General features: G+C 72.0%; 14 protein-coding genes, 2 pseudogenes and 1 riboswitch. Of the genes and pseudogenes, 10 read left to right on the top strand and 6 right to left on the bottom strand.

Going from position 1 to position 20,706, the window contains the following annotated elements:
• Positions 1-116 precede the first annotated feature (116 nt).
• Positions 117-1,913 carry a glycosyltransferase family protein gene (locus CLT71_RS17885; RefSeq protein WP_101368117.1) on the bottom strand — a complete coding sequence of 599 codons (1,797 nt, stop codon included), beginning with the start codon at positions 1,911-1,913 and terminating at the stop codon, positions 117-119.
• Positions 1,910-2,896 carry a glycosyltransferase family 2 protein gene (locus CLT71_RS17880; protein WP_101368116.1) on the bottom strand — a complete coding sequence of 329 codons (987 nt, stop codon included), beginning with the start codon at positions 2,894-2,896 and terminating at the stop codon, positions 1,910-1,912. Before CLT71_RS17880 ends, CLT71_RS17885 begins: the two co-directional genes overlap by 4 nt.
• Before the next feature lie 252 nt (positions 2,897-3,148).
• Between CLT71_RS17880 and CLT71_RS17875 the strand changes: the two genes are divergently transcribed.
• On the top strand, positions 3,149-4,096 hold the full coding sequence (locus tag CLT71_RS17875; RefSeq protein WP_101368115.1) for an aldo/keto reductase: 948 nt from the start codon (positions 3,149-3,151) through the stop codon (positions 4,094-4,096).
• Positions 4,097-4,334: 238 nt separating this feature from the next.
• Here the strand turns inward: CLT71_RS17875 and CLT71_RS17870 are convergent, their stop codons facing one another.
• Positions 4,335-5,165, bottom strand: a complete 831-nt coding sequence (locus tag CLT71_RS17870) for a DUF559 domain-containing protein (RefSeq protein ID WP_486483321.1) — start codon at positions 5,163-5,165, stop codon at positions 4,335-4,337.
• 363 nt (positions 5,166-5,528) lie between these two features.
• Positions 5,529-5,639, top strand: a riboswitch (TPP riboswitch).
• On the opposite strand from CLT71_RS17870, the pseudogene thiE reads away from it, so the two are divergent.
• The 7 genes and pseudogenes from thiE to thiC form a co-directional block, all read left to right on the top strand.
• A pseudogene (gene thiE / locus CLT71_RS17865) lies at positions 5,634-6,257 on the top strand (thiamine phosphate synthase); the annotation flags it as partial. (Overlaps the previous riboswitch by 6 nt.)
• A 206-nt stretch (positions 6,258-6,463) precedes the next feature.
• Positions 6,464-7,594, top strand: a pseudogene (thiO, locus tag CLT71_RS17860) (glycine oxidase ThiO); the annotation flags it as partial.
• A 143-nt stretch (positions 7,595-7,737) separates the two neighbouring features.
• Positions 7,738-7,938: a sulfur carrier protein ThiS gene (gene thiS, locus CLT71_RS17855; protein ID WP_101368111.1), complete on the top strand. Its 201-nt coding sequence runs from the start codon at positions 7,738-7,740 to the stop codon at positions 7,936-7,938.
• A 5-nt stretch (positions 7,939-7,943) separates the two neighbouring features.
• Positions 7,944-8,783 carry a thiazole synthase gene (locus tag CLT71_RS17850; RefSeq protein ID WP_101371551.1) on the top strand — a complete coding sequence of 280 codons (840 nt, stop codon included), beginning with the start codon at positions 7,944-7,946 and terminating at the stop codon, positions 8,781-8,783.
• Positions 8,784-8,854: 71 nt separating this feature from the next.
• Positions 8,855-9,508: a thiamine phosphate synthase gene (locus tag CLT71_RS17845; RefSeq protein WP_101368110.1), complete on the top strand. Its 654-nt coding sequence runs from the start codon at positions 8,855-8,857 to the stop codon at positions 9,506-9,508.
• A complete protein-coding gene (thiD, locus tag CLT71_RS17840) occupies positions 9,505-10,440 on the top strand; it encodes a bifunctional hydroxymethylpyrimidine kinase/phosphomethylpyrimidine kinase (protein ID WP_101371550.1) in 936 nt (311 codons plus the stop codon). The genes CLT71_RS17845 and thiD overlap by 4 nt, the downstream gene beginning before the upstream one ends.
• The gene (gene thiC, locus CLT71_RS17835) at positions 10,437-12,029 is read left to right on the top strand and encodes a phosphomethylpyrimidine synthase ThiC (RefSeq protein ID WP_101368109.1); all 1,593 of its coding nucleotides are present in this window, start codon (positions 10,437-10,439) and stop codon (positions 12,027-12,029) included. The genes thiD and thiC overlap by 4 nt, the downstream gene beginning before the upstream one ends.
• A gap of 35 nt (positions 12,030-12,064) precedes the next feature.
• On the opposite strand, the gene CLT71_RS38070 is transcribed toward thiC, so the two are convergent.
• The 3 genes from CLT71_RS38070 to CLT71_RS17820 all read right to left on the bottom strand — a co-directional run bounded on the left by CLT71_RS38070 (position 12,065) and on the right by CLT71_RS17820 (position 16,692).
• Positions 12,065-14,446, bottom strand: a complete 2,382-nt coding sequence (locus tag CLT71_RS38070) for a hypothetical protein (RefSeq protein ID WP_101368108.1) — start codon at positions 14,444-14,446, stop codon at positions 12,065-12,067.
• Positions 14,447-14,578: 132 nt separating this feature from the next.
• Positions 14,579-15,388 (bottom strand): ABC transporter ATP-binding protein, encoded by an 810-nt coding sequence (locus CLT71_RS17825; protein ID WP_101368107.1) that lies wholly within the window; start codon positions 15,386-15,388, stop codon positions 14,579-14,581.
• 110 nt (positions 15,389-15,498) lie between these two features.
• A complete protein-coding gene (locus tag CLT71_RS17820; RefSeq protein WP_101371549.1) occupies positions 15,499-16,692 on the bottom strand; it encodes an ABC transporter substrate-binding protein in 1,194 nt (397 codons plus the stop codon).
• Positions 16,693-17,146: 454 nt separating this feature from the next.
• Between CLT71_RS17820 and CLT71_RS17815 the strand changes: the two genes are divergently transcribed.
• Together CLT71_RS17815 and CLT71_RS17810 are read left to right on the top strand one after the other, a co-directional pair.
• Positions 17,147-20,266 (top strand): sensor histidine kinase, encoded by a 3,120-nt coding sequence (locus CLT71_RS17815; RefSeq protein ID WP_101368106.1) that lies wholly within the window; start codon positions 17,147-17,149, stop codon positions 20,264-20,266.
• The gene (locus CLT71_RS17810) at positions 20,263-20,673 is read left to right on the top strand and encodes a roadblock/LC7 domain-containing protein (RefSeq protein WP_101368105.1); all 411 of its coding nucleotides are present in this window, start codon (positions 20,263-20,265) and stop codon (positions 20,671-20,673) included. Before CLT71_RS17815 ends, CLT71_RS17810 begins: the two co-directional genes overlap by 4 nt.
• Positions 20,674-20,706 lie beyond the last annotated feature (33 nt).

The following is a 20,706-nucleotide window of genomic DNA, read 5'->3' as shown; positions in this document are numbered from 1 at the left end:
CCCGTCCGACCGGCCCCGAGCTTTGTGGATCCCCGGCCCGCCGTCGACCCGAGTCCAGGCCGGGGATCCCGCCCGATCGACGGGCGGGCGAGATAACCGGGTCAGGAGGCCAGGGGTCAGGGGGCGTCGGCGGTGCTGTGCAGGGTGGCGACCCGGAGCAGCGCGTACCGCCCGTCCCGGGCCACGATCCCGGTCTCGACCGACCCGGGCAGCCACTCCGGACGCCTGGTCAGGTCGATCAGAACCAGGTCCTCTGGGCGGGTCGGCTCGGTGTGCAGCGTCGCGGGGGTGAGTGGCCGGGGCTTCAACCGCCAGTAGTAGGCGAGCCAGCGCGGGCTTGCCGCCCCGGAACCGACGGTCCAGGCGTACCGCTGACCGGCCGGTGGCGGATGTTCGGAGACGAGCCGACCGGCCGCGGCCGGTTCGTCGAGCAGGCGGTGCCGGTCCGGGCCGACGACAAGCATCCCGAGGTACGCCCCGAGCGCCGCCCCGACCAGCGTCGCCGCCGTCACCCGGACCGGTCGGCAGGCCAGCCTCCTCCCGGTCCGGATGAACCGGCGCGATACCGCCGATGTCCCCGTACCGTCGCCCTTCCGGGCCGGTGCGTCGAGGCCGTTCTCCGGAACGCGGCGGGTGAGCCCGTCAACGAGCCGGTCCAGCAGTACACCCGTTCCGACCAGTCCGACCACAAGCATCGGATAGGACCAGTACGAGTGGACGTAGGCGCCGTTGCGCAACCCGAGAATCCAGACGGCGGTGAACGCGACAGCCATCGCCAGGTAGACCCGGGTACGCCGATCCAGCAGCCCGACCACCGCCCCGACCGGCAGTGCGCCGATGTACCAGAGTGGCAGCAGATCGTAGGCGTAGCGCCACTGCTGGCGGAGGAACTGCCGCACGGTGAAGCCGCCACCGGTACTGCGCAGCTCGGCCTGCCCGCCGAGCATCGCCATCCCGGTCACCCCGACCACGTAGCCCAGGCTGATCGCGACCCCGGTCAGCATGCTCGCGCCGACCAGTACCGTCACCCGGTCGACCCGACGGGCCGCCAGCAGCCACAGCCCGAGTACGGCGGCGAACCCGACTCCGGGCCAGGAGACCAGGGTGGTGAGCAGCGCGGCGACACAGGCTCCGGCGACGAGCCGGCGGGAGGGATCCGGGCGGGCGCGCAGCCGCACCACCAGGGCGGAGAGGGCCAGGATCGGCCCGAGGTCGAACATCAGCGGGCTGTAGATCCAGTAGAACGGGGTGGCCACCGTCAGGCCGAGCGCCAGCAGGGTGGCCGACCAGCGCAGCCCGAGGCCGCGCAGCAGTGCGGTGCCGGCCGGGACGATCAGCAGGGCCAACAGGTACGCCGGCAGCCACACCTGGTATTCACCGTCCCCCGGCAGCAGGCCGGTCAGCGCGGTGAGCAGGTTGAGCAGCGGCGGGTGATGCGCGTACGGCGTCGAGGCGTAGGGCAGCCAGTCGGCACCGAAGTGCGAGCCGAGGATGCCCTGTTCCTGGAGGTTCCGCAGGTGCAGTGCGTACCGGCCGATGATCCGGCCCAGGTGGTTGTCGCCGAACGGCATGCTGAGCAGTGGAAACCAGGTGAGCGCGACGATCCCGGTGATCGCGGCGACACCGACCCGGCCGAGCCGCTCGATCCGATCCGGGCCCGGTTGCGCCGGTTCGTCGACCGGCCCGTTCGAGTCTCCGGCCGACGGCACCGGCCCGCTCTCTCGTACCCGGGCGACCCTGCCCCGGACCCGTAGCCCGGCGCCCCGGACCCGCAGCCCGACACCGCCGCCCCGCAGCCCGACACCGCCGAGCCGCAGTCCGACGCCGCGGACCCGTAGTCCGACACCGCGGACCCGTAGTCCGACGTCTCGGGTCGGGAGCGGCGCGGCGGCGGTCGGCGCCGCTTCGTTCACGATCGGTTTCCGGGCGGCCAGTCGATTCTGGACCGCACGATGAGGTCGGCGAGCAGCGCCACCGCGCCGATGATCAGGCCGGCGCAGAGCAGCAGCACCGTGTTGGTGGCGATCCGGACCGGGTGCGCGACCAGGTCGTAGACGACCTTTCCGGAGCCGACGGCGAGCAGCAGCAACGACGGCGGCATCAGCACCTTGAGCGGGTTGAAGTACATCACCATCCGGAGGACCTGGAGAAGGTACCGGTAGGCGTCCCGGACGAAGTGGAACTTCGACGAGCCCGACCGGCGGGCGTAGGAGATCGGCACGTAGTGCACGTCATGCTGGTTGTGCAGGAACGCCATCGTGATCGTGGTGACGCAGGAGAATCCCGGCGGAAGCAGCCGGAGATAGGGGAGCGACACGTCCCGGCGGAAGGCCCGCAGCCCGGAGTTGAGGTCGGGAATCCGGGTGCCGGCCAGCCGCTCGGCTATCTTGCGGATGAGCCACTTCGCGGGTACCCGGAGGAACTTGTGGCTGCCCTGCTCGCTCGTACGGGCGCCGACGACCTGGTCGACGTGCGGATCCCGGAGCAGCAGCCGGACGAACTCGGGAATCCGCTCGTTCGGATAGGTCATGTCCGCGTCGGTCCACACCACGATGGCGCCACGCGCCTGTTCGGTACCGATCCGGCGGGCGGTGCCGGAACCGCCGTTGCGATGGAACGCCAGCAGCCGGAGCCGGGGAAAGCGGCCGGTCGCCCCGCGCAGGATCTCCAGTGTGTCGTCGGTGGAGGCGTCGTCGATCGCCAGCAATTCGTAATTGAGACCGCTGGCGTCCATTGCGGAACAGATGCGCTCGATTTCCGTCAGCACGTGCGCCTGCTCGTTATAGCAGGGAAGGACGACCGTCACCTCGACAGGTGCGTTGCTCTCCCTGCTGACCTGCGTGGGGACGACCGACGTCTCCGAGCCGGGCCGGTCGAATCGGCCGTTCACCGCCATGTGAACCCGCCTTTCGACACCTCGTGCGGCGACCGTGAACGGCACGGGGTATTCGCAGAGGTCGCCGTATCCGTGCCCACGATATAGCAGTTTTCGGCGTACGCGCGCGACGCGCCAGCGCGCCAGTTGATTTCACGTACGTGAATCGTCGTCGAATTATTTTCTCGAATGGCGTCCCCTGGCCGGGTGAGCGGACTCCGGTGCGGAGTGTCCGGCCCGGGGCGACGGCATAGGGTTGATCTCGTGACTGAGATGACCTACCGCCGGTTGGGCGACTCCGGGCTCGTGGTGTCCGTCGTGGGAGTCGGCTGCAACAACTTCGGCCGCAAGCTCGACTCCGCCGGGACCCGGGCCGTGGTCGACGCTGCCCTCGACGCCGGCATCAACCTCTTCGACACCGCCGACATCTACGGCGAGCCGCACGGCGGGTCGGAGGAGCAGCTCGGCGCGGCGCTGCGCGGACGGCGGGACGACGTCGTGCTGGCGTCCAAGTTCGGCATGAGCATGTCCGGGATGAACGGGCCGGACCACGGCGCCCGTGGTGCCCGGCGCTACGTCATCCGGGCGGTCGAGGCGTCCCTGCGCCGGCTCGGCACCGACCACATCGACCTCTACCAGATGCACGAACCCGATCCGGGTACGCCGATCGAGGAGACCCTGCGCGCGCTCGACGACCTGGTCCGGGCCGGCAAGGTCCGCTACCTCGGCAACTCCAACTTCAGCGGCTGGCAGATCGCGGACGCGGCCTGGACGGCGCGTACCCGGGGCTACCCGCCCTTCGTCAGCGCGCAGAACGAGTACAGCCTGCTGAACCGGAGTGTGGAGGCCGAGGTCGTGCCGGCCGCGCAGCACTTCGGGCTCGGCCTGCTGCCGTTCTTTCCGCTCGCCGACGGGCTGCTCACCGGCAAGTACAAGCGGGGCGCCCAGCCACCCTCGGACAGCCGGCTCGCCGGCACGAGCCCGAGGTACGCCGCCCGGCTCGCCTCCGCCCCCTGGGACACCATCGAGGCACTGGAGAAGTACGCCGCCGAGCGCGGCCGTTCCCTGCTGGACGTGGCGATCGGTGGCCTGGCCGCCCAGCCGGCGGTGACCTCGGTGATCGCCGGTGCCACCACTCCCGACCAGGTACGCGCCAACGCCAACGCCGGCACCTGGCAGCCCACCGCCGACGACCTCACCGCGCTGCGCGCCCTCCTCTGAGCCCGGCTCCCACCGCCACCGGCCGTCGGCCCATCGCCACCGTTACCAGCCCATCGCCATCGCCACCGGCCTATCGCCACCGTCACCGGCCCATCGGCCACAGCCGACCACTGTCACCGACCACCAACCACCGGCCGCTGCTGTGGCCAGGCCGCTGCGGCTGGCCGCCGCCGATAGGTGATCGATGTCGGTATGTGGCCGGTGTCGACCTGGGCGTTAGAGGCGTTACCCGGCAGGGTTAAGGCATCTCGCGTCCAGGTGTGTGGAGGCGTTCCCGGACGGCCTGGGTCACCTGGGCGACGACTCGGGCAGGGCGCCGCAGGACGTCGTCGGCGGTGAAGCGGAGCACGATCCAGCCAGCGGCTCGCAGGTCGTTCAACCGGGCGACATCCTGGCGAAAGTGTGTCCGCTCCCGGTGGTGGTCGCCCTCGTATTCGAGGGCGATGCGCAGCCGGGGATAGGCGAGGTCCACCCGGCCGACGAACCGCCCCCGGGCGTCGTGCACGTCGTGCTGCGCCGTCGGCCTCGGCAGGCCGGCGTCGACGAGTAGCAGCCGGAGGCGGGTCTCCATCGGTGACTCGCTGAGCGGTTCTGCCAGGCCGAGGACCTCACGCAGCAGTGGTACGCCGGGCCACCCGGGCCGCGCGGTGAGGTACTCGGTGAGCCCGGTGGACTTCACCAACCGGCGGTTCAGCAGTGCGTCCACCGCCACCACCGCCTCGGTGCGCGGCGGCTTCCGCCCCAGGTCGAACGCGGTACGCAGCGGCGTGGTGATCGGCAGCCCGCCGAACCGGGTCACGTCGTCGGGCGAGAGTTTCGCGAGCGTGTAGCGAACCCGCGGCCGAGGTCGAGGTCGGGTGACACCGGGTACCAGCACAGTGACCGGAGCGTCGCGGGGGAGTAGGTGGACGCCCCACAGGTGCGCGGCGCTCAGGCCGCCGATCGCCGCGCCCCGGGGCAACGTGAGGGCGACCGCGTCGCACCACATCCGGTGGTCGTCCGCCCGGTAACCGTCGCGGTGCACATAGACGTCGGGAAGCAGCCGGTGCCATGCCGCCCCGCGCAACATGCTCCGGGTGATGAGCCCTGCGGAGACGGCTGCCCTGGCCGAGAACGGCAGGAACGCTAATCGGGCGGGTACCAGGGGAGGACGGGACATCGGGTCAGCCTGCCGCAGCCCTCACCGCTGCACTGCCCCGTCCACCAGCAACACCATCGCAGAACAGCACACACATCACCTCGCGGCGCCCTGCCTTCGACCTGGACACCAGAGGCGTTACCCGGTCCCGTTGACGCCTCTGGTGTCCAGGTCAGTGCGGGAGAGCGTTCGGGTGGTGTCCAGAGGCGAGCCTCGGTAAGTGGTGGAGTGCTGACAGTGTGCGATGTGTCACGGCTCTTTACGGATTCGTGACCGGCCGCGTACTCTCGCCGACAAGTAACCCACGGGAGCCCGGTGGACCGGGCTGAGAGGGGGGCTGTCGAGCCCCCGACCGTCGAACCTGATCCGGGTAATGCCGGCGCAGGGAGGAGCGTTGCCGTGCCATCCATCGGACGACTTCACCTCATCACCGACACCCGACCCGGCCGGGACCCGCTCGCGGTCCTCGACGCGGCCCTCTCGGTCGCTGGCCCCGAACTGGTCGTACAGGTCCGGGTCTCCGACGACACCGACGACCGGACGGCGTACGAGCTGACCGCCGAGGTGGCCCGCCGGTGTACCGCCGCCGGGGCGTCCTGCCTGGTCAACGACCGGCTACACCTCGCACTCGCCGTCGGGGCGGCCGGCGGGCACGTCGGCGCCCGGGACCTGCCGGTCGACGCCGCCCGCCGGGTGCTCGGCCCGGACGCCGTGCTCGGCGCGACCGCCCGGGACCCGGAAACGGGTGCGGCAGCGGTCGCGGCCGGCGCCAGCTACCTCGGCGTCGGCCCGTGTCACGCCACCTCCACAAAGGACGGGCTCCCCGCACCGATCGGCCCGGAGGGGATCCGCCGGGTCGTCGCCGCTGTGCCGGTACCGGTGATCGCGATCGGCGGGATCACCGCCGACCGGGTACCCGCACTGCTGGCCGCCGGGGCGTACGGGGTGGCTGTGGTGGGTGCCGTCTCCGGGGCCGCCGACCCGGCCCGGGCCACCGCCGAACTCCTCGCCGCCCTCCGCACCGATCCGCCCCCATCCGATCCGGGACGGGAAACATCGCCGGGGTGGGACCCCCGGCGTGGTTCCCCGCACTCCGGTCCGGGCGTGGGGGCGGGAGCGGGAGGATGGTAGGCGCCGGCCGGGAGGTGGTCGGTAACGGCGGCCGCAACGGCAACGGCAATGGCGACGGCGACGGCGACGCCGACGGCAACGGCAACGGCGACCGGAGGGTGGTCGGCGGCGACGGTGCGGTGGATGTCGCGGTGGTGGGCGCCGGCCCGATCGGGCTCGCCGTCGCCTGGCGCTGCGCCACCCGGGGTATGCGGGTCGACGTCTACGACGCCGCACCCGGCTCGGGCGCCTCCGACGTCGCGGCCGGAATGCTCGCCCCGGTCGCCGAGAGCTACTTCGGTGAGCGGGTACTGACCGGACTGCTTGTGGAGTCCGCCGCCCGCTGGCCGGCCTTCGCCGCCGAACTCACCGAAGCGACCGGCCTGGACCTCGGCTACCGGACCGAGGGGACACTCACCGTCGCGCTCACCTCCGACGACCTGGCCGAGGCGGAGCGGCTCTGGGCGTACCAGCGGAAACTGGGACTGCCGGTGACCCCGCTGCGGCCGGCGGAGCTGCGGGACCGCGAACCGCTGCTGGCCACCCGGCTGCGCGGCGGCGCCTTCGCCGCGAGCGACCACCAGGTCGACCCGCGTCGCCTGGTCACCGCGCTGCGGGTCGCCGCCGAACGCGCCGGAGTGACGGTGCTGTCCCGCTCGGTCCGGGACCTCGCCGAGTTGGACGCGGCGGCGACGGTCGTCGCTGCCGGCTGCGGCACGGCCGCGCTGACCGGCCTGCCGGTCCGGCCGGTGAAGGGACAGATCCTGCGGCTGCGGGCCCCCGGCGGAGCCCCGCCCGGCTTCCGGCACGTGATTCGGGGACACGCCGACGGCCGGCACGTCTACCTGGTACCCCGGACCGACGGCGAGGTGGTGGTCGGCGCCACCGTGGAGGAGCGGTCCGACCTCGGTGTCACCGCCGGAGCCGTACTCGACCTGCTCCGCGCCGCCACCGACCTGCTTCCGGAACTGGCCGAGTACGAGCTGGTCGAGGCCCGGTCCGGGCTGCGCCCCGGTACGCCGGACAACGCACCGCTGCTCGGACCGCTGCCGGACCGGCCCGAGGTGGTGGTCGCGGCGGGGCACTTCCGGCACGGCATCGTGCTCACCCCGCTCACCGCCGACCTGGTCGCCGACCTGCTCGCCACCGGCGTACCAGATCCGGCGCTCGCGCCGCTCTCGCCGGCCCGGTTCGCCGACCCGGCCGCGTCGGGGCCGACCGGAGTCGGGCGTGCGGCGCCAGCGGGTGCGGACGCGGTTGTCGCCGACCCGGTCCGGTCAGGACCGACCGGAGTCGGGCGTGCGGCGCCTGCGGGTGCGGACGCGGTGGACGGGACGGTGGCCGGCGGGGAGCCGGGGCCGGACGACGGAACGAGCAGGGTGGGGAGGACGCGGTGGAGCTGACCGTGAACGGAGTCGAGGAGCGGCTGCCCGCCGGGCTGACCGTGGCGGAGCTGGTGCAGCGGATCACCAGCGCACACCGGGGCGTGGCGGTCGCGGTCAACGGCGAGGTGGTGCCGCGCGGCGGCTGGCCGGCCCGGCAGCTCCGGGACGGCGACCGGGTCGAGGTGCTGACCGCGGCGCAGGGCGGGTGACCGCGATGTCGTTCGAAGTCCCCGCACCCGATCCCGGATTCGATCCCCGATTCGGTCCCGAGTCCGAGCCCGAGCCCGGATTCGTGCTCGCCGGGGAGAAGTTCGGCTCCCGACTGATCCTCGGCACCGGCGGGGCGACCAGCCCGTACGTGCTGGAGCAGACGGTCCGGGCCAGCGGCAGTGAACTGGTCACCGTCTCGCTGCGCCGGATCGACAGCAACGCCACCATGGGCGGCGGAGTGCTGGAGGTGCTCGGCCGGTGCGGCGTACGGCTGCTGCCGAACACCGCCGGTTGCCGTACCGCTGCCGAGGCGGTCACCGTGGCGCAGCTCGCCCGCGACGCGTTCGAGACGTCGTGGGTCAAGCTGGAGGTGATCGGTGACGAACGGACCCTGCTGCCCGACGCGGTCGAGTTGGTCACCGCCGCCGAGCGGCTGGTCGCCGACGGGTTCACGGTGCTGCCGTACGTCACCGACGACCCGGTACTGGCCCGCCGGATGCAGGATCTCGGCTGTGCCGCGGTGATGCCGGCGGGTGCGCCGATCGGTTCCGGGCTGGGCATCAACAACCCGCACAACCTGCGACTGCTGCGGCAGAACGTGGACGTACCGGTGATCCTGGACGCGGGTGTCGGTACCGCCTCGGACGCGGCGCTGGCGATGGAACTCGGCTGTGACGCGGTGATGCTGGCCAGCGCGGTCACCCGGGCGGCCGACCCGGTACGGATGGCCACCGCCATGCGGTTCGCCATCGAGGCGGGACGGCTGGCCGCCGGTGCGGGACGGATTCCCCGGCGCTTCCACGCGCTGGCGTCCACCCCGGACGAGGGGCGGCCGGAGCTGTGACCGGCCCGCGAGCCGTTGCGGCAGTGACGCCGGCAGTGACGCTGGCAGTGACGCCGACAGGGACGCTGGCAGTGACGTCACCGGTGCGGGGGATCGTGCTGGTCACCGACCGCTGGCAGGCGAACCGGCCGCTCGACGAGGTGGTCCGGGCCGCGGTCGACGGCGGTGCCCGGTGGGTACTGCTCCGGGAGCGGGACCTGCCCCGGCCGGAGCGGCTCGAACTGGCCCGTCGGTTGCGGGGGATCCTCGCGGCGGTGCACGGCACCCTGCTGGTCGCCGGGCCGGACCCACTCGACGGCGACGCGGTGCACCTGCCGGCCGCTGGCCCGTATCCGCCACCGGCGCTGCCGCTGGTCGGCCGCTCGTGCCACGACACCGCCGAGCTGGGGCGGCTCTGCACAGAGGACTACGTGACCCTCTCGCCGGTATACCCGAGCCCGTCCAAGCCCGGATACGGCCCACCACTCGGTCCGGAGGGCCTGGCGGAACTGGTCGCCCGCAGCCCGGTACCGGTGGTCGCGCTCGGCGGCATCGGTACCCCCGGGCAGGTCGACGCCTGCCTGGCGGCCGGCGCGGCCGGGGTGGCGGTGATGGGCGCGGTGATGCGCTCGGACGACCCGACCCGGCTGGTCAGCGACCTCTGCGCGGCCGTCGAGGCGCGGACCGGTGCGTCGGCCCCGGAGGACCCGATCCCGGGTGTGTCGGGCTCGGGGTGGGCGCGGTGACCCCGCCGGTGGTGCTGACCGTGGCCGGCTCGGACTCCGGAGCGGGCGCGGGCATCCAGGCCGACCTGAAGGTCTTCGCCGCGCTCGGGGTCTACGGCACGTCGGTGCTCACCGCGGTCACCGCACAGAACACCCACGAGGTACGTGCCGTCCTCCCGATCTCCGCCGCGATGGTGCGTGCGCAGCTCGACGCGTTGGCCGAGGACCTGCCGCCGCTGGCGGTGAAGACCGGGATGCTCGGCGACGCGGAGGTCGCCGCCGCGGTGGCCGAGGCCGCCCGGGCAGGGCTGCTGCCCGATCTGGTGGTCGACCCGGTGCTCGTCTCGACCAGCGGAGCCCGGCTCGGCGTGGTCGGGGCGATCGAACGGCTGCTGCCGTACGCCCTGGTGGCGACGCCGAACCGGGCGGAGGCGGCGGCGATCCTCGGCCGTACCGTCTCCGGTCCCGACGAGATGGCGCAGGCGGCCCGGGACCTGGCCGCCGGCGGCCCCCGGTACGTGGTGGTGACCGGCGGCGACAGCGACGACTCGGGGCTCGCCACCGGCGGCGGCGAGGCGTTCGGCGGGGCGGTCGACGCGCTCTGGACCGGCGTCGAGGTCCGGCTGTTGCGTGGCCCGTGGGTGCCGACCCGGAACACCCACGGCACCGGCTGTTCGTTCTCGGCCGCGATCGCCGCCCGGCTGGCGCTCGGCGACCAGGTGCCGGAGGCGGTGGCCTTCGCCAAGGAGTACGTCACCCGCGCGCTGCTCGGTGCCCGGAACTGGTCGCTGGGGCGCGGTCACGGGCCGCTGGACCACTTCAGCGCATCCGTGACGGCGGCGGGCGACAGGTCCGGCCCGTCCAGCGGATCCGGCCTGCCCAGCGGGTCTGATCCATCCAGCGGGTTCGGTTCATCCAGCGGGTTCGGTTCCAGTACAGGGAGGTTGTCATGAACGCTCGCCGCAAGGTGTACGTGACCGGGGCGCGTCCGGACGTCCGGGTGCCGTTCGCCGAGGTGGAGCTGGCCGGTGACGAACCGCCGGTACGGCTCTACGACACCTCCGGTCCCGGTTCGGACCCCGCCGAAGGGCTGCCGCCGCTGCGCGGGGCGTGGATCGCGGAGCGGGGCGACGTGGCCCCGGTACGCGGTGCCGGTACCCCGCTGGCCGGTCGGGACGGTGCCCGGCCCACCCAACTGGAATACGCCCGGGCCGGAATCGTCACCCCCGAGATGGAGTTCGTGGCGATCCGGGAGGGGATGCCGGCCGAGGTCGTCCGGGAGGAGATCGCGGCCGGCCGGGCGGTACTGCCACTGAACGTGAACCACCCGGAGTGCGAACCGGCGATCATCGGCAAGCGCTTCCTGGTGAAGGTCAACGCCAACATCGGCACCTCGGCGGTCACCTCGTCGATCGCCGAGGAGGTGGAGAAGCTCACCTGGGCCACCCGGTGGGGCGCGGACACCGTGATGGACCTCTCCACCGGCAAGCGGATCCACGAGACCCGGGAAGCGATCATCCGCAACTCCCCGGTGCCGATCGGCACCGTACCGATCTATCAGGCCCTGGAGAAGGTCGGCGGCGACCCGGTGAAACTGAGCTGGGACGTCTTCCGGGAAACCGTGATCGAGCAGGCCGAGCAGGGCGTCGACTACATGACCGTGCACGCCGGGGTACGCCTCGGTTACGTGCCACTGGCGGTCGACCGGGTCACCGGGATCGTCTCCCGGGGCGGCTCGATCATGGCGGCCTGGTGCCTGGCACACCACCAGGAGAACTTCCTCTACACCAACTTCGCCGAACTCTGCGAGATCCTCGCCCGTTACGACGTCACGTTCTCGCTCGGCGACGGGCTGCGACCCGGCTCGATCGCGGACGCGAACGACGAGGCGCAGTTCGCCGAGCTGCGTACCCTGGGGGAGCTGACCTCGGTCGCCTGGGAGCACGGCGTACAGGTGATGATCGAGGGGCCGGGCCACGTGCCGATGCACAAGATCAAGGAGAACGTGGACCTCCAGCAGGAGCTGTGCCACGAGGCGCCGTTCTACACCCTCGGTCCGCTCACCACGGACATCGCCCCGGCGTACGACCACATCACCTCGGCGATCGGCGCCGCGATGATCGGCATGTTCGGTACCGCCATGCTCTGCTACGTCACCCCGAAGGAACACCTCGGGCTGCCGGACCGCGACGACGTCAAGGCGGGGGTGATCGCGTACAAGATCGCGGCACACGCGGCCGACCTGGCCAAGGGGCACCCCGGGGCGCAGGCGTGGGACGACGCGCTGTCGAAGGCGCGGTTCGAGTTCCGCTGGGAGGACCAGTTCAACCTGTCGCTGGATCCGGAGACCGCCCGGGCGTACCACGACGCCACCCTGCCGGCGACACCAGCCAAGACGGCGCACTTCTGCTCCATGTGCGGCCCGAAGTTCTGCTCGATGAAGATCACCCAGGAACTGAAGGAGTACGCGGCACAGGGCATGCAGGAGAAGTCGACCGAGTTCCTGGCCTCGGGCGGCAAGGTGTACCTGCCACTGGCCTGACCACCTGCGCCCACCACCGGTCGACCGGGGAGCAGTCAGTCGGCGTGGTGACGGCCGGTCGAGCGCAGGGATCGCCGTACGCTGCGGTCCAGCCCGAGGTCGTCGCCGTTCGGGTCGGGCTCGCTGAGCCCGCTCACCCAGTCGACGTACTCCTCGTCGCGGGCCGGGACCGGTTCCTCCGTACGGTTACGGCCCTTCGCCTCCCGTTGCTTCGACTCGCCCCTGCCCGGCTTCGACTCGCCGCTGTCCTGTTTCGGGTCGCCCTTGCCGGTCTCACCGGTGCCGGTCTGCTCGGAGTCGGCACTGCCCCGGTTGCGCCGGAACAGGCCGCGACGAATCCGTCCCGTCGGCCGCTCCGCGTCTTCGGTGCCGGACTCGGACTCGGACTCGGACTCGGGCTGGGGCTGAGGCTGGGGATGGGGATGGGGATGGGGATGGGGATGGGCGGTGATTTCCGGGGCGGGGGCGACCGGCAGCGGGGTTCCGGGATCCGGCGTCGTCTGGACCGGGGTGTTCCCGGAGACCACCGGAATGGGCGGGAGCCGGTCGGCACGGGGACGGATTACCGGTGCGAAGGCGTCCCAGACGTCGTCGCTACGGGCTGGCGACGCGGGTGCGGAGGCAGAGGTTGCCGCCCGTGGCGACGGTGGTATCGGTGGCGGTGTCCTGGCAGGTGGCTCCGGTGGTGCCGCGGCTGCTGACGTCGGTGTCGGCGGTGCGACTGGCGCTGGCGGTGTCGTGGCAGGCGCTGGCGGTGTCGGTGTGCTCGGCGGTGTGGTGGTCGGCCAGAAGTCTTCGGTACGCAGCCGACGGGCACCGGACCAACCGGCCGAGGGCTCGGCATCGGCCGAAGCGGCACTCGATCCAGCACCGGCCCGACCAGGCGGCTCCGTGTTGCTCCACTGACCGCTTTCGGACACGGTCGGGGCCGGCGAACCGTACCGCTCGGTGGGGGCGGAGTCCTCCGTCGAGGCGCGCGGGCTCGGGATGCCTCTGCCGATGTCGAACGACCAGTTCCCGGTACTCGGTGGCTGCTCCCGGTAGGGCTCCGTCGGCTCGCCGTACGTTCGCCCACCGGCTGCCGCCGGACCAGGCGTCCAGGTACCGGTCGGTGTGGTGCCCGTGCCGGTGCCGGTGTCAGCGGTCGGGCGTTCGGGGTGCGGGATGTCCAACCGCCAACTCGGTGTGCTCCCGGCGGTGCCGCTCGGCGTGTTCACCGTCGGGATGCTATCGGTCGGCGCATCGTCGTCGTCGTTGGCACCCGCCGTCCCGCCGCCACCGCTACCTGCTGCTGCCGTCCCGCCCCCGTCGCCACCGACAGTCGCTGTCCCAGTGCTTCCGGTAGCTGCCATCCCAGTGCTTCCGGCAGTTGCCGTCCCAGCGGTGCCGATTCCCGCTGTCGCCGTCCCAGCGGTGCCGCCTTCGGGCGCCGTCGTGCCGGCGGAGCCGCCGAGCCCTGCGGCTCCGACCGAATCACCCGCGCCAGCCTGCGCCGCGACGCCTGTGGCCTGCGTCGGGTCGCCTGTGGCCTGCGTCGGGTCGCCTGTTGCCGGCGTGGAGGCGGGCGTGGTCAGCGGCCAGCGGGCCCACGCCGCGAGCGCCGAGCCCAGTGCACCGGCACCGACGGCGGTCAGCGCGCCCCAGTACGGTGCGGCCTGGTAGGCGTCGGCGGAGTCGCCTCGGCCGGCGACGACGTACGCCAGGGCGAGCATCGCCGGTCCCGCCACCCCGCAGCTGGCGACCACCGGCGTCGGCAGTTCGCGCCGCCGGGCCAGGGCGCCGGTGAGCGCGCCCGCGATCAGGGCCAGCGCCGGCATGGTGACCACGGCCAGCCGCTGGCTGGAGCCGGCGCCGAGCCAGCTCGGGTCGACGCCACCGAGCCGGACGGCGGGGAGCGGATCGCTGGGGCCGAGCGAGGGCAGTACGGAGAGCACGGCGAGGAACCAGACCGCGCCGGTCACCGCCCCGATGTTCCAGACCACCGGACGCTGGCTGAGCGCGGCCAGGGCGGCGACGAACCCCACCCCGGCACCGATCACGGCGGCCACTCCGGTCAGGCTCACCGGGTCTGCCGATGCGACCTGCGCCGCCCGGGCGGGCTGCATGGAGAGCGGGGCCACCGCGAGCGCGCCGAGGGCGGCCAGCGCGGAGACTGCCGCTCGGGTGCCGAGGGTGCTGGGCAGGGCGTACCGGCGGGCGAGCCGGTCCGCCACCAGCGCGCCGGCCACGGCTGCCACCATGGCGAACCAGCCGACCCAGCCGAGCTGGGCGGGCCAGTGGTTAACCGTGGCGCCCTCGAAACCACGGTTGAAGCGGACGAGGCCGAGGCCGTACGCGATCCCCAGCTGGCCGGCGCCGCTGACGATCCCGACGAGGAGTGCGGCGAGCAGCACCCTGCCCCAGGTCCGGTAGGCCATGCCGGGCACGTTACGCACTCGTCTGGCCGGCCCGCCACCCTGGGCCGGGACGTCGGGACGCCGTCGAGGGGCGCCCCGACCGGCTGTAACTCCCCGCTGACTGTCGGGTCAGCAGGCCTGCTGACCGTCGGGTCAGTGCGGTTTGTCTGCCTGGCCGCTACCGCTCAGTGCCAGACCAGGGCCGTTCTCGGGGTGGTCGAGCAGGAGTTCGTGCAGTTCCGCGCTGGCCCGGGCGACGTCCTCGAAGTGCGCGTTGCGGCCCAGCGAGCGGGGACGCGGGATGTTGATGTCGAGTACCTTGCGGATCTGCCCGGGGCGCGGGCTGAGTACGACGACCCGGTCGGCGAGCAGCACCGCCTCGTCGATCGAGTGGGTGACGAAGACGATCGTCGCCGAGTGTTCCATGTGAATCCGCTGGAGCTCGACCGACAGCTCCTCCCTGGTCAGCGCGTCCAGCGCGGAGAACGGCTCGTCCATCAGCAGCACCTTCGGCTGCTGGATCAGTGCCCGGCACAGCGACACCCGCTGTTGCATGCCGCCGGACAACTCGTGCGGAAGCCGCTTCTCGAACTCGCTGAGCCCGACCATCGACAGCAGTTCGCGGGCCCGGTCGCGGTGTGCGGCCTTGCTCCAGCCGAAGATCTCGGTGGGCAGCATGACGTTGTCGAGGACCGACCGCCAGGGCAGCAGCGCCGGGCGCTGGAAGACCATGGCGATGTCCCGCCGTGGCCGGGTGACCACCTCGTCCGCCACCCGGATCTCGCCCTCGGTCACCGGCAGCAGGCCGGCGACCAGCCGCAACAGTGTGGACTTGCCACAGCCGGAGCGGCCCACCACGGCGAGGAACTCGCCCTCGGCGACGTCGAGGTCGATGCCCCGCAGCGCCTCAACGGAACCGGACCGACCACCGAAGGTCCGGGAAACTCCGGAGAGTCGGATCATCGCTTTTGCCACCTCATTCGACAGGTCGACAGTGTCGACAGGCTATCCCGGACGCCTTCCGGCGGCGAGGACTCGTTCCGCGCCGCCGGTCCGCGTCGTCGATCGCCGGCTCAGCCGGCCAGCCGCCATCGGCCACCACGGGCCACCAGCAGGCTCAACGCCTGGGGCATCAGCCCCGAGTGGTTCTCCGGCGTCATCCGGATCGGGCCGGAGAGGCCGTCGGTCTCGGCGGTCTCCAGCAGGCTGCGGATGCGTGCCCGGTCCGGCTCCTCGCCGCCGCCGGCCCGTATCGCCGCGTCGACGATGAGTTGCAGCGCGTCGGCCGCGAACGAGGAGTACCCGTAGTAGCCGCCGAACCGGGCGGTGTAGTCCCGGAACCACTTCTTGCTGGCCGCCTTGGCCGGGGTGGTCGCGATCACGTCGTCGATCACCATGGTCTGGGTGAAGACCATTGTGGTCTTCTCCGCGGCGGTGCCGCTGTTGCCGATGAAGAGGTCGCCGGCGGCCACCGCGTCGAAGAAGACGTGACCCTTGAAGCCCTCGGCGGCCAGGCTCCCGATCGCCAGGTTGGCCTGGTCAGCGGGGGTCCAGACGATGATCGCGTCGGGTTCCTCGGCCACCAGCGCGCCGACCGGCTGGCTGACGTCGGTGTCGGTCACCTTCACGGACCGCTTCGCCAGGATCGGGATGTCGGTGGCGTCCTCCTCGGCGCCGACGAGTTCGCTCGCCAGCGTCCGCGCGCCCTCCTCGCCGTACTTGTCGGCGGTGTGCAGCAGCGCCACGGATTCGACGCCTCGGGTCCGGAGTTCGGCGGCGATCGCGGCGACGTTGTCACGGGCGTTCGGGCCGAGTTTGAACATGTATTCCCGGTCCGGTCCGGGTGCCGCGACTTCACCCGCGGGGGCGAGCGCGATCGTCGGAACCTGCTTGCTCTTCACCGTCTTCGCCGCACCGATGGCGCAGTCGTTACAACTGCCCATGATGATGCCGCTGATCGCCGGGTTGGCGGTGAAATCGCCGATGTTGGTTGCCGAGATGCTGGGGTCGAACTTGTTGTCCCGAACCTCCAGACGAACCCGGCGACCGTCCAGTGCACCGGACTCGTTCAGTTGTTCGACCTTGAGTTCCAGTGCCCGCTGGTAGGCCTTGCCGACCTGCGGGGCCGCGCCGGACAGTTCCAGGTCGGCGCCGATCACGATCTCCCCGGACTCCTTCTCCGGCGCGCCGAACTGGCAGCCGGTCAGCGAGGTTGCCAGGATGGCCGACGCGAGCAGCGCGGGTATCGCGGAGCGGATGGGCCTCAACTCAGTCCTCCAGGTATCCGGCGCGGGCGGGGTGCTTGCCCGGCCGCCGATCCGGTCGTCCACAATGGATGGCAGCGATCTGCCGTACGGTTCACGCGAAGCCTTCAAACCCGCAAAACCTTGCCAATGCCGGCCGCCTGGGTCAAGCGGTGGATGGCCGGCTGGTTTCGGGATGACGGGTCTCACATAGTGATAAGAGGGGGTACGGGTGCGGGATAACTTTCCAGATACAAGTGACCACTCTGGAGATATATGTGCTGATCAGAGACTTGCTGATTCGTCGATCTTCCGGGGCCGAGGGTAGCCGACGTCCCATGATGGACCTTTGCTGCCCTCCCGTCGCTTCCCAAAGCGGCCTTCTTCTGATGAAATCGCGGCCGTGCCGCGTGCGGCTCGATCCGCTGCAGCAGGCATCGGTCGACGGGTCACGTAATGAAACGACGGAGGCGATGTCGTGAGCACCGGACCTACGACCCTGCCCGCAAAAGGCCTGCGGGGGGGCGCTGCACCGCGCCGTTGGCTCCCTCGGTTACGGGACACCCGGATTCGGTCCAAGCTCGCACTCCTGCTGGTCGTCCCGGTCGCCGCGGTCCTCGCGCTCGCCACGATCCGACTGGTCGACATCGGACAGGGTGCCTACCAGGCCGGCGTGCTCCGGTCGCTCACCGAACTCTCCGCCGACATCTCGGCGCTCACCCAGGACGTGCACAAGGAGCGGATCGCCGCCGCGCGGCTCCTGGCCAAGTCGAAGGAAACCACGACCGAGGCGTACGACGCGTACGTGCAGCGCACCGATGCCCGGATCGCCGCGTACAACGACCGGCGGGCACAGGTCAGTGACGTCCCCGCCTCGGTGGAGGACCGGCTGCGGGTCATCGACGACCGCCTCGCGACGCTCAACGGCACCCGACAGGAGGTGCTGGAGCGCCCACAGATGCCGCCCGGCGAAGCCACCCTGCGGTACGGCATGATCATCGGCGAACTCGTGGCGTACGGCGAGGTGCTCGGCCAGATCTCCGGTGAGAGCGCGGTCGGCGACAGCCTGCGTACCCTCTCCGCACTTGCCCAGGCGAAGGAGGCGGTGGCCGAGCAGGAGGCGGTGGTCTACAGCGCCCTCGCCATCAACCGGGTGCTCGACCAGGAGCAGTTCTCGGCCTTCATCGCCACCCTGACCAGCCAGCAGGAGGCGCTGCTGGCCTTCGGTGCCTCCGCCAACGCCCGGCAGACCGCGGTGGTCAACGGTGCCGTCACCGGCGACGCGGTGATCCTCGCCGACAAGGTGGCCCGGGACCTGACCCGCTCGGTCGGGCAGAAGGCGCCGATCAGCGCCAGCTCGGCGGCGATCGCGATCGGCTCGATCAACGACCTGATGCGCTGGGCCGAGACGCTGCTCGAATCCGACCTGCTGGACCAGGCCGAGCAGGCCCGCTCCGAGGTCGTCCAGCAGGCGATCGTCGAGTCGGTGATCGTGCTGCTCACGCTGATCATCGCGCTCGCCCTCGCCGTGGTGCTGGCCCGATCGCTCAACCAGTCGCTGCGCCGGCTCCGCGAGGGCGCGCTCTCGGTCGCCAACCACGACCTGCCCGAGGCGGTCCGCCGGCTGCGCGACGTCGGCACCATCGGTGACGGCGGCGTCGACGAGATCGTCCGCCAGGTCCGGGACCCGATCCGGCTCAACAACAAGGACGAGGTGGGCCAGGTCGCCCTGGCGTTCAACGTCGTACACAAGGAAGCGGTCCGGATCGCGGCCGAGCAGGCCGCCCTGCGGACCAGCGTCTCGGCGATGTTCCTCAGCCTGGCCCGCCGAAGCCAGACCCTGGTCGACCGGATGATCGGTGAACTCGACGCGATCGAGCGGGGTGAGGAGGACCCGAAGCGGCTGGCACAGCTCTTCGAGCTCGACCACCTGGCCACCCGGATGCGCCGCAACGACGAGAACCTGCTCGTGCTGGCCGGCGCCGACTCGACGGCACCACGCCGCGAGGACGCGTTGCTTATCGACGCGCTGCGGGCCGCGCAGTCCGAGGTGGAGCTCTACAACCGGATCGAGTTCGGCACCGTCGACCCGGACATCTCGGTCGCCGCGCACGCGGTCAACGACGTGGTCCGGCTGGTCGCCGAGCTGCTCGACAACGCGACCCGCTTCTCGCCGCCGCACACCACGGTGGTCGCCGACGCCCGCCGGATCCGCGACTACGTGTTGATCCAGGTCGAGGACCGGGGACTCGGGCTCAGCGAGGAGCAGATGGACGCCCTGAACCGCCGGCTGGCCGAGCCGCCGGCGGTGGACGTGGCGGCCTTCCGGCTGATGGGTCTCGCGGTGGTGGGCCGGCTGGCGCACCGGCACGAGATCCGGGTCGACCTGCGCCGCAACGTCGAGGGCGGCACGGTCGCCCAGGTCACCCTGCCGGCCAGCACTGTGGTGCTGCCGAACCCGCGCGGTCGTGACCAGGTGCTCGGCCGGCAGCGGCAGCCGCTCGCGGTCGAGCAGGGACCGTCCGGCAGCCGGCCGTCGACCGGCGCGGCCTGGCAGGAGACGCTCTCCCCGGTCGGCGCGTCGCGTACCGCCGGCACGCTCACCGAGCAGTGGCGCAACGCGGGCGACAACCAGTGGCAGACCGGTGGCGACCGGGCCGGTGCGCTGCCGGCCAGCACCGGTGGCCCGGTCAACAGCCAGTTGACGGCGAACCAGTTGCCGGCGATGCCCGCGCCGACGTACCAGCAGGGCGTGACGCCGACCTACCAGAACCCGGCGTCGACGGCACCGCCCGCACACACCGGCCTGGCCGGTTCCGGGGTCACCTCGCCGACCGTGCAGTACCCCACTGTCGCGTCCTCGCTGCCGCAGCGTGGCGGCACGGGTGCCGCACCGGCCGGGACGCACGCCATGACCCCCGCGGTGGCGACACCGTCCGGTCTGCCCTCCGGCCCGGTCGCGGGTGCACCGGTAAGCGCCGCCTCCGCGGTGGCGCCCCGGGTGGAGGACACCGGCGAGGCGCCGATCTTCCGCGAGATGGAGGCGGTCTGGTTCCGTTCCCACGGATCGGACTCGACCGCGATCTTCACCGTGCCGCCGGGTGGCTACCAGTCGCCGCCGGCACCGGCTGCTCCGCCGTCGCCGAGTTCGGCGACACCGGGCCGCACCCCGCTGACCCCCCGTACTCCCGGGCGTTCGGCGCCGCCACCGGCCCCCTACACACCACCGACGCCGCCACCCGCGGCCGCACCGCCACCGGTCGCCGCGCCAGCGCCGGCCGCGCCAGCCCCGGCACCGGCCACGCAGGGCGGATCCGAGGGATCCTGGCGGACCGCTGCCGACGAGGGTTGGGCCCGGGCAAGCCGGGCGGCGGAGCCGGCCGCAGCGGGTACGACCCGGTCCGGCCTGCCGAAGCGGGTGCCCCAGGCGCAACTCGTGCCCGGCGGCGTCGAGCCCAAGAGCGGGCGCGAGCGGACCAGGCGTACCCCGGACGAGGTGCGCGGTCTGTTGTCGGCCTACCACCGTGGCGTACAGCGCGGACGGACGGCCGGTTCCGAGCAGAACGGCATGATCTCAACCAAGGAGACGAGCGGATGAACAGGCCAGCAGCGATGCAGGACATGGGTTGGCTGCTCAGTAACTTCGCCGACAGCGTCGCCGGCATCGCACACGTCGTCGCGGTCTCGGCGGACGGCCTGCTCCTCGCCTCGTCCCGGGACCTGCCGCCGGACCGGGCCGACCAGCTCGCGGCGATCACCTCCGGCGTGGTCAGCCTGACCGACGGCGCCTCCCGGATGTTCAGCGCCGGTGGGGTGCTCCAGACGGTGATCGAGATGGACAGTGGATACCTGTTCTTGATGTCCATCAGCGACGGTTCGTCGATGGCGGTGCTCGCCGCCCGGAGTTGTGACGTGGGCCAGGTTGGCTACGAGATGGCGCTGCTTGTGGAACGGGTCGGCGCGGCATTGGTGCCGTTGCCGCGCGAGGCCGTTTCGCGTCCCTAACCCGGCGCAGACGAAGGATGGCATCGGTGAGAC

The organism is Plantactinospora sp. CNZ320 (assembly GCF_002846275.1).
This window is presented reverse-complemented; position numbering and strand designations above follow the sequence as displayed.

Coding starts and splice junctions, on each gene's coding strand:
- CLT71_RS17880 (WP_101368116.1), bottom strand. CDS start 2,896: ATGGCGGTGAACGGCCGATTCGACCGGCCCGGCTCGGAGACGTCGGTC.
- thiC (WP_101368109.1), top strand. CDS start 10,437: ATGAACGCTCGCCGCAAGGTGTACGTGACCGGGGCGCGTCCGGACGTC.
- CLT71_RS17850 (WP_101371551.1), top strand. CDS start 7,944: ATGTCGTTCGAAGTCCCCGCACCCGATCCCGGATTCGATCCCCGATTC.
- CLT71_RS38070 (WP_101368108.1), bottom strand. CDS start 14,446: ATGGCCTACCGGACCTGGGGCAGGGTGCTGCTCGCCGCACTCCTCGTC.
- CLT71_RS17870 (WP_486483321.1), bottom strand. CDS start 5,165: ATGTTGCGCGGGGCGGCATGGCACCGGCTGCTTCCCGACGTCTATGTG.
- CLT71_RS17810 (WP_101368105.1), top strand. CDS start 20,263: ATGAACAGGCCAGCAGCGATGCAGGACATGGGTTGGCTGCTCAGTAAC.
- CLT71_RS17825 (WP_101368107.1), bottom strand. CDS start 15,388: ATGATCCGACTCTCCGGAGTTTCCCGGACCTTCGGTGGTCGGTCCGGT.
- CLT71_RS17875 (WP_101368115.1), top strand. CDS start 3,149: ATGACCTACCGCCGGTTGGGCGACTCCGGGCTCGTGGTGTCCGTCGTG.